Raw genomic sequence first — 14,567 nt, 5'->3', positions numbered from 1 at the left:
CATGCCAAAACGCACAGACCTCAAAACCATCCTCATCATCGGCGCCGGCCCGATCGTCATCGGCCAGGCCTGCGAGTTCGACTACTCCGGCGCGCAGGCGTGCAAGGCGCTGCGCGACGAGGGTTACCGCGTGGTGCTGGTCAACTCCAACCCGGCCACGATCATGACCGACCCGGAGATGGCCGACGCGGTCTACATCGAGCCGATCAACTGGCAGACGGTCGAGAAGATCATCGCCAAGGAGCGCCCGGACGCGCTGCTGCCGACCATGGGCGGGCAGACCGCGCTGAACTGCGCGCTGGACCTGGCCGACCACGGCGTGCTGGAGAAGTACAACGTCGAGCTGATCGGCGCCAAGCGCGAAGCCATCCGCATGGCCGAGGATCGCGAGCTGTTCCGCGTGGCGATGGGCGAGATCGGGCTGGAATGCCCGAAGGCCGCTGTCGCGCACACGCTGGAAGAGGCGCTGGAGATCCAGACCCGGGTCGGCTACCCGACCATCATCCGCCCGTCCTTCACCCTGGGCGGCAGCGGCGGCGGCATCGCCTACAACCGCGAGGAACTGGTCGAGATCGTCAACCGCGGCCTGGAGCTGTCGCCGACCACCGAAGTGCTGGTCGAGGAATCGGTGCTGGGCTGGAAGGAGTTCGAGATGGAAGTGGTCCGCGACACCGCGGACAACTGCATCATCGTCTGCTCGATCGAGAACCTGGACCCGATGGGCGTGCACACCGGCGACTCGATCACCGTGGCCCCGGCGCAGACCCTGACCGACAAGGAATACCAGCGCCTGCGCGATGCCTCCATCGCCGTGCTGCGCAAGATCGGCGTGGACACCGGCGGCTCCAACGTGCAGTTCGGCATCAGCCCGACCACCGGCCGCGTGGTGGTGATCGAGATGAACCCGCGCGTGTCGCGTTCCTCGGCGCTGGCCTCCAAGGCCACCGGCTTCCCGATCGCCAAGGTCGCGGCCAAGCTGGCCGTGGGCTACACCCTGGACGAACTGAAGAACGAGATCACCGGCGGCCTGACCCCTGCCTCGTTCGAGCCGTCGATCGACTACGTCGTCACCAAGATCCCGCGCTTCGCCTTCGAGAAGTTCCCGGCCGCCGACGCGCGCCTGACCACGCAGATGAAGTCGGTGGGCGAGGTGATGGCCATGGGCCGCACCTTCAAGGAATCGCTGCAGAAGGCGCTGCGCGGCCTGGAGACCGGCAAGATCGGCCTGGACCCGACCGGCCTGGACCTGGGCAGCGAGGACGACATCGCCACGCTCAAGCGCGAGCTGAAGGCGCCGGGCCCGGAACGCCTGTTCTACGTGGGCGACGCCTTCCGCGCCGGCATGAGCGTGGACGACGTCTACGGCCTGTCCTGGATCGACCCGTGGTTCCTCGACCAGGTCGAGGACATCATCGCCGACGAGAAGCAGGTGCACGCCGAGGGCATCGACGCGCTGGACGGCAGGCGCCTGCGCGCGCTCAAGCGCGCCGGTTTCTCCGACGCGCGCCTGGCGCAGCTGACCGGCACCAACGAGGCGGCGATCCGTGCGCTGCGCCGCGCGCACAAGGTGCGCCCGGTGTACAAGCGCGTGGATTCCTGCGCCGCCGAGTTCGCCACCAGCACCGCCTACCTGTATTCGACCTACGAGGACGAGTGCGAGGCCAACCCGAGCAGCCGCGACAAGATCATGATCCTCGGCGGCGGCCCCAACCGCATCGGCCAGGGCATCGAGTTCGACTACTGCTGCGTGCATGCCGCGCTCGCCCTGCGCGAGGACGGCTATGAAACCATCATGGTCAACTGCAACCCGGAGACGGTCTCCACCGACTACGACACCTCCGACCGCCTGTACTTCGAGCCGCTGACGCTGGAAGACGTGCTGGAGATCGTCGAGCTGGAACAGCCCAAGGGCGTGATCGTGCAGTACGGCGGCCAGACCCCGCTGAAGCTGGCGCGCGCGCTGGAAGCCAACGGCGTGCCGGTGATCGGCACCTCGCCGGACTCCATCGACCTGGCCGAGGACCGCGAGCGCTTCCAGAAGCTGGTGCAGGACCTGGGCCTGAAGCAGCCGCCGAACCGCACCGCGCGCACCGCCGACGAGGCGCTGGCGCTGGCCCGCGAGATCGGCTACCCGCTGGTGGTGCGCCCGAGCTACGTGCTCGGCGGCCGCGCCATGGAAATCGTCTACGGCGAATCCGACCTGGCGCGCTACGTGCGCGATGCGGTCAAGGTCTCCAACGATTCGCCGGTGCTGCTGGACCACTTCCTCGACGCGGCGGTGGAAGCGGACGTGGACATCATCTGCGACCGCGAGGGCAACGTGCTGATCGGCGGCGTGATGGAACACATCGAGGAAGCCGGCGTGCACTCGGGCGATTCCTCTTGCTCGCTGCCGCCGTACTCGCTGTCGCCGGCCACGCAGGACGAACTGCGCCGGCAGGTGCGCGAGCTGGCCAAGGCGCTGAACGTGGTCGGCCTGATGAACACCCAGTTCGCGATCCAGACCGATGCCGACGGCAACGACGTGATCTACCTGCTGGAAGTGAACCCGCGCGCCTCGCGCACCGTGCCGTTCGTGTCCAAGGCCACCGGCGTGCCGCTGGCCAAGATCGCCGCCCGCTGCATGGCCGGCATGAGCCTGGCCGAGCAGGGCGCCACCACCGAGGTCGTGCCGGACTACTACTCGGTGAAGGAGGCGATCTTCCCGTTCGCCAAGTTCCAGGGCGTGGACCCGATCCTCGGGCCGGAGATGCGCTCCACCGGCGAGGTGATGGGCGTGGGCCGCAGCTTCAGCGCCGCCTTCGCGCGCGCGCAGGAAGCCGGCGGCATCAAGACCCCGCCGCCGGGCAAGGCCTTCATCTCGGTGCGCGACGCCGACAAGCCGCGCGTGCTGCCGGCGGTGCAGGGCCTGGTCGAGCGCGGCTACTCGGTGGTCGCCACCCGCGGCACCGCCGCGTGGCTGCAGCAGCAGGGCATCGCCTGCGAAGTGGTCAACAAGGTGGCCGAAGGCCGTCCGCACATCGTGGACAGCATCAAGAACGGCGAGATCGTCTACATCGTCAACACGACCGAGGGCCGTGCCGCGATCAACGATTCGTTCTCGATCCGGCGCGAGGCGCTGCAGCAGCGCGTCACCTATTCGACCACGGTGGCCGGCGCCAAGGCGCTGGTGCAATCGCTGGAATTCCGCGGCACCGGCCCGGTCTGGTCGCTGCAGGAACTGCACAAGGAGTTGAACGCATGAGAGCCCCCATCACCCTGAAGGGCGCGCAGCGCCTGCGCGAGGAGCTGGATCACCTGAAGTCGGACAAGCGCCCGAAGGTCATCGCCGCGATCGCCGAGGCCCGCGAGCACGGCGACCTGAAGGAGAACGCCGAGTACCACGCCGCGCGCGAGGAGCAGGGCTTCATCGAAGGCCGCATCAAGCAGCTGGAAGGCGAGCTGTCGCATGCCGAGATCATCGACATCAGCAAGCTCAACGCCGGCAGCAAGGTGGTGTTCGGCGCGACGGTGACGCTGGCCGACGTGGAGAGCGACGAGGAAAAGCGCTACCAGATCGTCGGCGACCTGGAGGCGGACATCAAGCTGGGCCTGATTGCGATTTCCTCGCCGGTGGCGCGGGCGCTGATCGGCAAGAACGAGGGCGATACCGTCGCCATCGCCGCCCCGGCCGGCCAGCGCGAGTACGAGATCGTCAGCGTCCAGTACCTGGATTGAGCTTGTACTCGTAGGTGCGGGGCTCGCCCCGCACGGCGCCTTTCCCGGCGATGCCACCTGCGGGGCGAGCCCCGCATCTACATGAGTGTCCCGACGGGAAGCAGAGCACCCGATGACCCACGCCAAAGCCACTTTGCTGCTTCCCGCCCGCAGCCGCTTCCCCGGCGGCACGCTGCCGGCGCAGGTGGCGACCGCGCTCGGCCGCGCCGACCGCAGCGGGGGCGAGGCCGGCGAGTCGGCGCAGCTGCGCCGGCATTTCCAGGTACAGCCGGAACCGTGGTCGGCTGCCGCGCTGACCCGCCAGGTCGACGCCGGCGATGCCGCTGGCAGCCTGTGGCTGCGCGCGCGCCGACCCGGCCAACGTGCAGCCGGACATGCAGGGCGCGCGGCTGATGGCCTCGGCCGAGACGCTGCGCCTGGAACCGGCCGATACGGCCGCGCTGCTGCCGGCGCTGCAACCGCTGTTCGCCGGGTTCGGCTTCCAGCTCGACGCGCCGACGCGCCGTCGTCGCGCTGGTACCTGCGCCTGCCCGACGACACGCCGCTGCCGGCCTTCACCGCGCCGGACCAGGCGCTGGGCGACGACCTGTTCGAACACCTGCCCGAAGGCGACAACGGCCGCCGCTGGCGCGCCCTGCTGACCGAGGCGCAGGTGGCGTTGCACCAGCATCCGTGGAACGAACAGCGCCTCGCGCAGGGCCGGCGCGCGGTCAACTCGCTGTGGTTCTGGCGCGCCGGCCGGCTGCCGCAGTCGCGTGCGCGCACCGGGCATGCGCAGGTGCGCAGCCGCGACGCGCTGCTGCAGGGGCTGGCGGCGATGGCCGGCGTGCGCGTCGACGGCCCTGGCCCCGATGACAGCCGGGCCGTCGATGCGCTGGTGGACCTGCGCCAGCTGCGGTCGCTGGACCAGCTCACTGGCGAGGCCATCGCGCCGCTGCTCGATGCCATCGGCCGCGGCGAGCTGCGCGAGCTGCTGCTCGATTTCGAGGACGGCGCGCGCTTTCGCATCCATCGCGGCCAGCGCTGGCGTTTCTGGAAAAAGCCCTTGGCGGCGCTGGGCGATGAGTGACGCGCTGAAGATCGTCCGCCGCGAGGCCGTCGAAGGCGGGCAGTGGGACGAGGACACGCTGCCGCTGCTGCGCCGGATCTACGCCGCGCGCGGCGTGCATTCGCCGCAGCAGGCCCAGCCGAAGCTGGCGCAGCTGCACGCGCCGGAACTGCTCGGCGGCATGCAGGCGGCGGTGCAGCTGCTGGCCGCGGCCATCGCCGCGGGCCGCCGCATCCTGATCGTCGGCGACTTCGACTGCGATGGCGCCACCGCCTGCGCGGTCGGCGTGCGCGGCCTGCGCCTGCTCGGCGCGCGCGAGGTGGTGCACGCGGTGCCCAACCGCATGGTGCACGGCTACGGCCTGTCGCCGTCGCTGGTGGCCGAACTGGCCGCGCTGCAGCCGGACCTGCTGTGACCGTGACCGTGGACCACGGCATCGCCTGCCATGCAGGCGTCGCCGCGGCCAAGGCGCTGGGCTGGCAGGTGCTGGTGACCGACCACCACCTGCCCGGCGAGCGCCTGCCCGCGGCCGATGCCATCGTCGATCCGAATCTCGACGGCGACGCCTTCCCGAGCAAGGCGCTGGCCGGCGTCGGCGTCATCTTCTACGTGCTGATGGCGCTGCGCCGGCACCTGCGCGAGGCCGGCGCGTTCGCCGACGGCAAGGGGCCGGACCTGACGCCGCTGCTGGACCTGGTGGCGGTGGGCACCGTCGCCGACCTGGTCGTGCTGGACGACGACAACAACCGCGCGCTGGTGCGGCGGCGGCGGGCCTGCGCCGGCGCGCCGGGCAGGGCTGCGCCGGCCTGCGCGCGCTGATCGAGGCCAGCGGCCGCGCGACGCGCGGCGGCTGACCGCCAGCGATATCGGTTTCGCGCTGGCACCGCGCCTGAACGCCGCCGGTCGGCTGGAGGACATGGCGCTGGGCATCGAACTGCTGCTGACCGAGGACGCCGCGCAGGCGCGCGAAATCGCCGCGCTGCTGGAAGAGATCAACGCCGAGCGCCGCGCGGTGCAGCAGTCGATGACCGACGATGCGGAACAGGCGGTGTCGCGGGTGCTGCTGGACGGCAGCGGCGGGCGCCCGGTCGCGGCCTGCCTGTTCGATGCGGACTGGCACCCGGGCGTGGTCGGGCTGGTGGCCTCGAAGATGAAGGACCGCCTGCACCGCCCGGTGATCGCCTTCGCTCCGGCCGAGCCGGGCGCGCGCATGCTGCGCGGCTCGGCGCGCTCGATTCCCGGATTCCACATCCGCGATGCGCTGGCCGCCGTCGACGCGCGCCATCCCGGCCTGATCGAGCGCTTCGGCGGGCACGCCATGGCCGCCGGCCTGAGCCTGGCGCTGGAGCAGCTGGAAGCGTTCCGCGGCGTGTTCGAACAGCAGGTGCTGGCGGCGCTGGACCCGGTCCTGCTGCAGCAGCAGCTGCTCAGCGACGGCGAGCTGTCCGCCGCTGAACTGGATTTCCGCCACGCCGAGGCGCTGCGTCTGGCCGGGCCGTGGGGGCAGGGCTTCCCCGAGCCGCTGTTCGACGGCCATTTCGAGGTCGCGCAGTGGCGCGTGCTCAAGGAGCGGCACCTGAAACTGGAGCTGCGCCTGCCCGGCGCCGCCGCCACGCTCAACGCCATCCACTTCGGCGGCTGGACCGGCACCGCCCCGGGCCGCCATGTGCACCTGGCCTACCGCCTGGTCGGCGACGACTACCGGGGCGGCGGCGCGATCCAGCTGATCGTGGAGCATTGCCTGCAGGCCTAGGCGGCTGCGCCGTCCTTGATGCCGGCGCATGCCGGGCCGCCGCGCTCAGGGCCGCGGATCGGCCAGGCCTTGCACCGGCAGGGCCGATGCCCGCGGCTTGAGCCCGAACAGTGGCCGCAGCCAGCCGATGCGCCGGATCACGGCGTACGCGCCCAGGCACAGCGCGAAGGTCGCCACCACCAGCAGCACGGCTTCGGCCGGGGCGGGGATGCGCAGCGGTTTCAGTGCATGGGCCAGCACCACGATCACCGTCTGGTGGAGGATGTACAGCGGGAACACCGCCGGCCCCAGGCAGCGCAGCAGCGGGCTGTCGATGTCGCGCCAGCGGTAGGCGAAGCCGAGCAGGGCGGCGATGGCGCACCACTGGTCCAGCGCCCAGGCCGCGCGCAGCCACAAGCGCAGCGCCTGCGGCGGCGGACGCGCGTCGTCATAGCCGGAGAAGTACCAGACATGGATCAGCAGCGCGTAGCTGGCGGCGGCCAGCAGCAGCGCCGGCCAGCGCAGGCGCTGCAGGGAGAGCCAGAAGCCTTCGTTGAAGGCGACCAGGAAGCCGGCCAGGAACACGCACGCGTACTGGGCATGGTTGTACCAGTCGTCCACCAGCCCGTGGGTCTGCTCGAAGCGCGCCACCAGCAGCAGCCGCGCCACCGCCAGCAGCAGCGCCGGCAGCAGCAGCGCGCCCCAGCCCTGCAGCAGGCGGCCGGCGCCGGAACGCAACCGCTCCAGCACCGGTGACGGCAGCCGCCACAGCAGCCAGGCGAGCAGGGTGTAGCACCATAGATAGGGCAGGAACCACAGGTGGTTCCAGGTCGGCAGGTCCAGGCACTCGCCATCGCTGCCGCAGAAGCCGTGGAAGGCAGTCAGGTATTTGCCGTAGAAATCGAGCCAGCCACCGGAATAGCCGCCGGGCAGCTGCTCGACCACCTGCAGGTAGGCCTGTGGCGGCACCACCACGAACATGCCGAACAGCAGCGGCAGCAGCAGCTGGCGCGAGCGCCGGCGCAGGAAGCCGCCGTCGGCGGCGCGCAGCATGAAGGCCGTGGCGACGCCGGAAACCAGGAACAGCAGCGACATGCGCCACGGGCTGGTCAACAGCATGAACGGCTCCGGCGCGGTGCCGGCGGCCGGGCTTTTCACGTGCCAGTCCCAGCTCACGTAATACATGCCCACGTGGTAGAGCACCAGCAGGCAGAAAGCGAAGACGCGGACCCTGTCCAGGTCGTGGCGGCGTTGCATGGCGATGCCATCCCGTTGCAGTGGAAAGGCGGCCAGCCTTGCCGCGGAGGACGCCGCGGGCCAGTACGAGGGGACGGCCCGCCGGCAGCCAGGGACGAATGGAGGGCGCGCGGGGACGGCCGCGGGGACGCCGCCGGCTAGAATGCGGCGGATGCGCGATACCGAACCGATGCCGTACGAACGTTATCTGCCGTGGAGACGCTGGGTCGAATACGGCTTCTGGCTGGTGATGATCGGCGGCAACTGCCTCGCCAACACCATTGTCGCCCTGATGGACCTGCGCCGTCGCGGGGCGGACATCCAGGCGTGGGAACCGGCGCTGTGGGAGGCGAGCAGCGCGGCGGTGTGGCTGCTGCTGATCCTGCCGGGCATGGCCTGGTTCACCCGACGCCATCCGTTCCGCTGGGGCGGATGGTCGCGCCAGCTGCTGCGCTACCTGGCCGCCAGCGTGGCGGTCTGCGCGGTGCACGTGCTGGGCATGGTCGCGCTGCGCAGCCTCGGCTACGCCGCCGTGGGCATGCACTACGACTTCGGGCCGTGGCCGCGCGAACTGTTCTACGAATACCTGAAGGACATCCGCAGCTTCGCCTACATCGTGCTGACCATGGAAGCCTACCGGGCGCTGCTGCGGCGCTGGCAGGGCGAGGCCAGCCTGCTGTCCGAGCCGGACGAGGGGCCGGCGCTGGAACCGGTGGAGCGGCCGGAGCGTTTCCTGGTGCGCAAGCTCGGCCGCGAGTTCCTGGTCGCCGCCGACGACATCGAATGGCTGCAGGCGGCCGGCAACTACGTCAACCTGCGGGTGCGCGGCCATGACTACCCGCTGCGCAGCACCATCGCCGGGATCCAGGCGCGGCTGGACCCGGAGGGCTTCGTGCGCATCCACCGCAGCTACATCGTCAACCTCGGCCAGGTCGCGTCGATCGAGCCGCTGGACAGCGGCGATGCGCGGGTCCACCTGCGCGACGCCACATCCTGCCATGCAGCCGCCGCTACCGCGCCGGCCTGCGCGCGCGCGGCGGCGTGGAGTAGGCGCGCGTCCCGGCCGGAAAATCCGCGGCCGCAGGAAAGCCGCACGCCGGCCGCCTTTCCCGTCCCGACCGATGGCGCAGGCCGGCCGTCGCCAGCCGGCCCGCGCCGCGCCGTGTGGCGCCGCGATGCCTTACCGGCGGCGCACCAGCAGCCGGTAGGCGCCGGTCGCGGCCGGGTCGAAGCTGTGCGCCATCAGCACGTAATGGCCGGCCTCCAGTTCGACTTCCAGCAGCGGATCCAGGCTGGTGTCGCTGTCGTCCTGCGAGGCGACCTCCTGGCCGTCGCGCATCAGCGTGACCATGCCGTCCAGGCCGTTGCTGCCGGTCATGGCGATCGTGTAGCGGCCCTTGCGCGGAATCTCCAGCGTATAGAGGTTGCGCAGCCCCGGGCTGAGCTGGCCGCTCGCCTCGCGGCCGATCGCCAGCGCCGGGCGGGTCGGCGTCCGGCGCCGGTGCGGTGCCGGTGGCGATCTGGAAGATGCCGCCGCGGCCGTTCACCGACCGCACCGAGATGTTGTACTCGCCCGGGTCGAGCACCTGCGACAGGCGCGCGTTGACGCCACCGCCGCCATCGTCGTCGCTGAGCGTGATGTCCGCGCCCTGCAGGCTCAGCAGCGGGTCGATGTCGCGGCTGCTGGCGTCGAACTGCACGCGGCGGCGGTCCGGCAGCGAGAATACGAAGCTGCGGGTCTCGTCGGCGCCGACGAAGCCGCTGGCCTGGCCTTCCAGCGGCAGCGCGCTGCCGTCGGCGAACACCAGCCCTTCCGGGAAGTCGGCCTGTTCCACGCCCAGGTAGAACGCGCCGCTGCTCTGCGAGAACGCCGCGGCGGTGAGCGTGTAGCTCCCCGGCTGCAGCGGCGCGACCAGGCGCGCGTTGGTGCCATTGCCGCCGTCGTCGTCTTCCAGGCTCACGCCGTTGCCGCTCAGTTCCAGGCGGGCGTCGAACGCGTCCGATTCCAGGTTGAGGGTGTACAGGCCGGGCTTGTCGACCTGCAGGGTGTAGGTCTGGCGTTCGCCGTTCAGCCAGTCGGTGATGCGCTGGCCGGCGGCCAGCGGCTTGCCGTCGTAGGCGACGATGGGCGTCGCGCTCAGGTGGAACGGGCCGAAGGCGCGGGGATCGGCGCCGCTGACGGCCACCAGGTACTGGCCGGCCTTGTCGGCGCGCACGCTGAGCTGGGCGCCGTTCTCGCAGCCGCACTCGGTGCGGCCGACCAGCATGTCGCGGTGGAACACCGCCAGCGTGCCGTTGAGCGGGCCATCGAGCTTCAGCGATACCGCCTGGCCGGCGGCCAGTTGCAGGCTGAACAGCTGGCTGCGGCTGCCGTCGCTGTAGTTCAGCGCGGTAGCGGAGGTGATTTCGCCCGAGGCTTCGCCGTTGGCGGCGAGCGGGCGGGCCGCGGGGGCGGCGTGGACGGTGGCGCTCAGGCCGGTGGCGATGGCGAGGGTCAGCACTCCTGCTGCGAGTCGCTTCACGTGGGTTTCCTTGGGTTCTCTGGAACGGGGGACGGCCATCGCCGTTCCGCCCGGCGTGGACGGAACGGAGTCGACGGCCCGGGGGAACCCGGCCGCGGCGGGGGAACCGGCGGCCGGGGAAGATCAGTCGGCCGCTGCGGCGGCGGCTTCGGCGGCCGCGGCGGCGGCCTCGACCGCCGCATCCTTGCGGTTGCTGTTGACCGGCGCGGCGACGTCGGCGCCCAGGTCGGTGGTCTCCAGCTCGAACACGCCCTGCTGGCTGCCGAAGCTGGTCACCGCCACGGTGTAGCGGCCCGGGCCCAGCTGCAGGGTCAGGCGCGCGTTGGTGCCGTTGCCGCCGTCGTCGTCCTCGGCGTCGACGCCGGGGCCGCTGACGTGCAGCACCGAGTCGAAGTTGTCGGCGATGGCGTCGAACTGCACGTGGCGCGGGCTGTCCAGGTCGAGCACGAAGCTGCGGCGGCCGCGCGAATCGATCATGCCCTGCGCGGTCTGGCCCACGGTCAGGGCGCTGCCGTCGCGGATGATCAGGTCCTTGTCGACCGGGGTCAGGCCGACCTTCAACTTGAACGAGCCGGTGGTGCCGTTCAGCGACGAGGCGCCCAGGGTGTAGTCGCCCGGTTCCAGGTAGGCGCGGATGCGGGCGTTGAGGTTGCCGCCGCCGTCGTCGTCCTCGACGTCGACGTTGCGGCCGGTCAGGTGCAGGTAGGAATCGAGCGCGCCCGATTCCATGGCGATGGTGTAGATGCCGGCCTTGTCGACCTTCAGCTTGTAGTCCTGCTTCTCGCCCATCAGCCAGTCGATGGCCTCGCTGTCGGCGCCCAGCGGCTTGCCATCGTACGGGGTGACCGCGCTGCTCTTGAGCTTGAACGGGCCGAACGAATCCGAGCCGGCGCTGTTCACCGCCACCAGGTAGGTGCCGTCCTTCGGCGCCTTGAACGCCAGGCTGACCTGGCCCGGATCGCCTTCGCCCTCGTAGCCGCGCGCCGAGGCGGTGGCCAGCAGGCTCTGGCCGTCGAACACCGACAGCTGGCCGTTGAGCGATCCGCCCAGTTCCAGCGCCACGGCCTGGCCGCTCTTCAGCGTGACCTTGTAGCCTTGGTGGCGGCTGCCGTCGTTGTAGTTCAGGCGGCTGGAGGAGGTGATCTCGCCGGAGACGCTGTCGCCGACGGCGAGGCTGGGGGCGTTGTCGCCACCACCGCCGCCCAGCTTCTGGCAGGCGGCCAGGGCCAGGGTGAGGGAGAGGGCGGCGAACAGGCGGGTGGGGCGTGTATTCAAGCGAGAGTCCTTGATCGGTTGAAAGGGTCGCGCGGGGGGCACGGCTGGCGGGATTCTAACTGCATGCGGGGCCGCTTCCGCCGGATGCCGGTCCGGGTCCTGCATCGCCGACGGCGCGGGTGCGCGGTGCTAGAATCGCCGGCTTGTCTGCACCTGCATGGACCGACCATGATCGAACTGAATCCCGTCCGCCAGCGAATCGCCGATCTTACCGATCGGGTGGTCTCGCTCAGGGGGTATCTTTGACTACGACGCCAAGAAAGAGCGTCTTGAGGAAGTAACCCGGGAGCTGGAAAGCCCCGACGTCTGGAACAACGCCGAATACGCGCAGAACCTGGGCCGCGAACGCGCCAGCCTGGAGAAGACCGTGCTCGGCATCGCCACCGTGCTCGACGGCATGGCCGAGTGCGGCGAGCTGCTGGACCTGGCCGAGAGCGAGCAGGACGAGGACACCGCGCTGGCCGTGGTCGCCGACCTGGACAAGTACCAGGCCCAGATCGAAAAGCTGGAATTCCAGCGCATGTTCTCCGGGCAGATGGACTCGGCCAACGCCTTCGTCGACATCCAGGCCGGCGCCGGCGGCACCGAGGCCCAGGACTGGGCCGAGATCCTGCTGCGCATGTACCTGCGCTGGGCCGAGAGCCGCGGCTGGAAGACCGAGCTGCTGGAAGTCTCCGGCGGCGAAGTGGCCGGCATCAAGTCGGCGACCTTCCGCGTGGAAGGCGACTTCGCCTACGGCTGGCTGAAGACCGAGATCGGCGTGCACCGTCTGGTGCGCAAGAGCCCGTTCGACTCGGACAACCGCCGCCACACCAGCTTCACTTCGGTATTCGTGTCGCCCGAAGTGGATGACAACATCGACATCCAGATCAACCCGGCCGACCTGAAGACCGACGTGTACCGCTCCTCGGGCGCCGGCGGCCAGCACGTGAACAAGACCGAATCGGCCGTGCGCATCACCCACGTCCCCAGCGGCGTGGTGGTGGCCTGCCAGACCGAGCGCAGCCAGCACGCCAACCGCGACCGCGCGATGAAGATGCTGGCCGCCAAGCTGTACGAGCTGGAAATCCAGAAGCGCAATGCCGAGAAGGACGCGGTGGAAGCCACCAAGTCCGACATCGGCTGGGGCAGCCAGATCCGCAACTACGTGCTGGACCAGAGCCGCATCAAGGACCTGCGCACCGGCATCGAGCGCAGCGACACGCAGAAGGTGCTGGACGGCGACCTGGACGAATTCGTCGAGGCCAGCCTCAAGTCCGGTCTGGAAGCCGGCTCCAAACGCACCGACGCGTAAGAACGGCGCGGCCGCCGGTGCGGCCGCGTCCATTCGCCCTTCCGCCCGTCCGTCGGCATGATGGCCGGGCCTGTTTCCTCCCCCCTGCAACGACCAAACCAACGCCATGAACGACCAGACTCCCGCGCCGCAGCCCCCCGTCGACGAGAACAGCCTCATCGCCGAGCGCCGCGCGAAACTCACGGCGCTGCGCGGGCAGGGGATCGCCTATCCGAACGACTTCCGCCGCGAGCACTTCGCCGGCGCGCTGCAGGACGAGTTCGCCGACACCGATACCTGGACCGCCGAAGCGCTGGAAGCCTCCGGCCGCACCGTGAAGATGGCCGGCCGGCTGATGGCCAAGCGCATCATGGGCAAGGCCAGCTTCGCCCAGATCCAGGACGAATCCGGCCGCATCCAGCTGTTCCTGCAGGCCACCGCGCTGGACGAGGCCTATGCCGCGTTCAAGGGCTGGGACGTGGGCGACATCATCGCCGTCGAGGGCGGGCTGACCCGCACCAGGACCGGCGAGCTGTCGGTCAAGGCCAGCGGCCTGCGCCTGCTGACCAAGTCGCTGCGCCCGCTGCCTGACAAGTGGCACGGCCTGGCCGACGTCGAACAGCGCTACCGCCAGCGTTATGTGGACCTGATCGTGACCCCGGAGTCGCGCGAGGTGTTCGTCAAGCGCTCCAGGATCATCCGCGCCATCCGCGCCTGGCTGGACGCGCGCGACTTCCTCGAAGTCGAGACGCCGATGATGCATTACATCCCCGGCGGCGCCACTGCCAAGCCGTTCACCACCCACCACAACGCGCTGGACCTGGACCTGTACCTGCGCGTGGCGCCGGAGCTGTACCTCAAGCGCCTGGTGGTCGGCGGCCTGGAGCGCGTGTACGAGATCAACCGCAATTTCCGCAACGAGGGCGTGAGCACCCGCCACAACCCGGAATTCACCATGATGGAGCTGTACGAGGCCTACGCCACGTACAACGAGGTCATGGACCTGACCGAAGGCGTGATCCGCGACGTGGCGCAGCAGGTGCTGGGCACCACCACCGTGGAATGGGACGGCGCGGCCATCGACCTGGCCCCGGCCTTCCGCCGCTGGCGCATGGACGAGGCGGTGCGCCACCACAACCCGGAGATCAGCGCCGCCGACTGCACCGACCGCGACGCGCTGCTGCGCCACTGCGAGCGGCTCAAGATCAAGGTCAAGCCGTCCTGGGGCTGGGGCAAGCTGCTGCTGGAGATCTTCGAGGCCACGGTCGAGCACACCCTGGTGCAGCCGACCTTCATCACCGACCACCCGGTGGAGGTGTCGCCGCTGGCCCGCGCCAGCGACATCGAACCGGGCTACACCGACCGCTTCGAGCTGTTCATCAACGGCAAGGAGATCGCCAACGGCTTCTCCGAGCTGAACGACCCGGAAGACCAGGCCGCGCGCTTCCAGGCGCAGGTGCAGGCCAAGCAGGGCGGCGACGACGAGGCCATGCACTACGACTCGGACTACATCCGCGCGCTGGAGTACGGCATGGCCCCGACCGGCGGCCTGGGCATCGGCATCGACCGCCTGGTGATGATGCTGACCGGCCGCGCCTCGATCCGCGACGTGCTGCTGTTCCCGTACATGCGCCCGGAAAACTGACTGCGGGCCATCGCCTTCCGCCGGGCGGAGGGCGCGGGCGTATTGCAGGCCCGGCGCATGCAGTTGATGATGCGGTGTCCGCCGGATCGCGCCCGCAAGGGCCGGTGAGGAGGCGCGGC

At 70.2% G+C, this 14,567-nt stretch carries 7 protein-coding genes and 3 pseudogenes; 7 read left to right on the top strand and 3 right to left on the bottom strand.

Translation table 11 applies throughout. From position 1 onward, the window contains the following. Position 1 precedes the first annotated feature (1 nt). The 4 genes and pseudogenes from carB (at position 2) to recJ (ending at position 6,518) form a co-directional block, all read left to right on the top strand. Positions 2-3,244 carry a carbamoyl-phosphate synthase large subunit gene (gene carB, locus ABTV91_RS12130; protein WP_433851671.1) on the top strand — a complete coding sequence of 1,081 codons (3,243 nt, stop codon included), beginning with the start codon at positions 2-4 and terminating at the stop codon, positions 3,242-3,244. Then, on the top strand, positions 3,241-3,717 hold the full coding sequence (greA, locus tag ABTV91_RS12125) for a transcription elongation factor GreA (protein ID WP_433851670.1): 477 nt from the start codon (positions 3,241-3,243) through the stop codon (positions 3,715-3,717). Before carB ends, greA begins: the two co-directional genes overlap by 4 nt. 112 nt (positions 3,718-3,829) lie before the next feature. Then, positions 3,830-4,786 (top strand): annotated as a pseudogene (locus ABTV91_RS12120) (phosphoglycerate mutase). Continuing rightward, positions 4,779-6,518: pseudogene (gene recJ / locus ABTV91_RS12115) on the top strand (single-stranded-DNA-specific exonuclease RecJ). Before ABTV91_RS12120 ends, recJ begins: the two co-directional pseudogenes overlap by 8 nt. A 45-nt stretch (positions 6,519-6,563) precedes the next feature. On the opposite strand, the gene ABTV91_RS12110 reads toward recJ, so the two are convergent. Next, entirely contained in the window at positions 6,564-7,754 is a 1,191-nt protein-coding gene (locus ABTV91_RS12110; RefSeq protein WP_433851669.1) for an acyltransferase family protein, read from the bottom strand. Between the two features lie 151 nt (positions 7,755-7,905). Here ABTV91_RS12110 and ABTV91_RS12105 point away from each other — a divergent pair. Next, positions 7,906-8,783 (top strand): annotated as a pseudogene (locus ABTV91_RS12105) (LytTR family DNA-binding domain-containing protein). Here the strand turns inward: ABTV91_RS12105 and ABTV91_RS12100 are convergent. Both ABTV91_RS12100 and ABTV91_RS12095 read right to left on the bottom strand, forming a co-directional pair. Further along, positions 8,744-10,255 (bottom strand): hypothetical protein, encoded by a 1,512-nt coding sequence (locus ABTV91_RS12100; RefSeq protein WP_433851668.1) that lies wholly within the window; start codon positions 10,253-10,255, stop codon positions 8,744-8,746. The pseudogene ABTV91_RS12105 and the gene ABTV91_RS12100 sit on opposite strands and share 40 nt — an antisense overlap. Before the next feature lie 123 nt (positions 10,256-10,378). Continuing rightward, entirely contained in the window at positions 10,379-11,530 is a 1,152-nt protein-coding gene (locus tag ABTV91_RS12095) for a PPC domain-containing protein (RefSeq protein ID WP_433851667.1), read from the bottom strand. Positions 11,531-11,698: 168 nt separating this feature from the next. Here ABTV91_RS12095 and prfB point away from each other — a divergent pair. Then, positions 11,699-12,824 (top strand): peptide chain release factor 2 gene (gene prfB / locus ABTV91_RS12090; protein ID WP_433851666.1). Its coding sequence is split into 2 segments (ribosomal slippage): positions 11,699-11,773 and positions 11,775-12,824, totalling 1,125 coding nucleotides; the frame shifts between segments, so codons are not numbered across the junction. Positions 12,825-12,930: 106 nt separating this feature from the next. After that, positions 12,931-14,448, top strand: a complete 1,518-nt coding sequence (lysS, locus tag ABTV91_RS12085) for a lysine--tRNA ligase (protein WP_433851665.1) — start codon at positions 12,931-12,933, stop codon at positions 14,446-14,448. Positions 14,449-14,567 lie beyond the last annotated feature (119 nt).

Origin of the sequence: Stenotrophomonas nitritireducens, from assembly GCF_050984405.1 — a bacterium.
Taxonomy (GTDB): Bacteria; Pseudomonadota; Gammaproteobacteria; order Xanthomonadales; family Xanthomonadaceae; genus Stenotrophomonas; species Stenotrophomonas nitritireducens_B.
This window is presented reverse-complemented; position numbering and strand designations above follow the sequence as displayed.

Coding starts and splice junctions, on each gene's coding strand:
- carB (WP_433851671.1), top strand. CDS start 2: ATGCCAAAACGCACAGACCTCAAAACCATCCTCATCATCGGCGCCGGC.
- greA (WP_433851670.1), top strand. CDS start 3,241: ATGAGAGCCCCCATCACCCTGAAGGGCGCGCAGCGCCTGCGCGAGGAG.
- ABTV91_RS12110 (WP_433851669.1), bottom strand. CDS start 7,754: ATGCAACGCCGCCACGACCTGGACAGGGTCCGCGTCTTCGCTTTCTGC.
- lysS (WP_433851665.1), top strand. CDS start 12,931: ATGAACGACCAGACTCCCGCGCCGCAGCCCCCCGTCGACGAGAACAGC.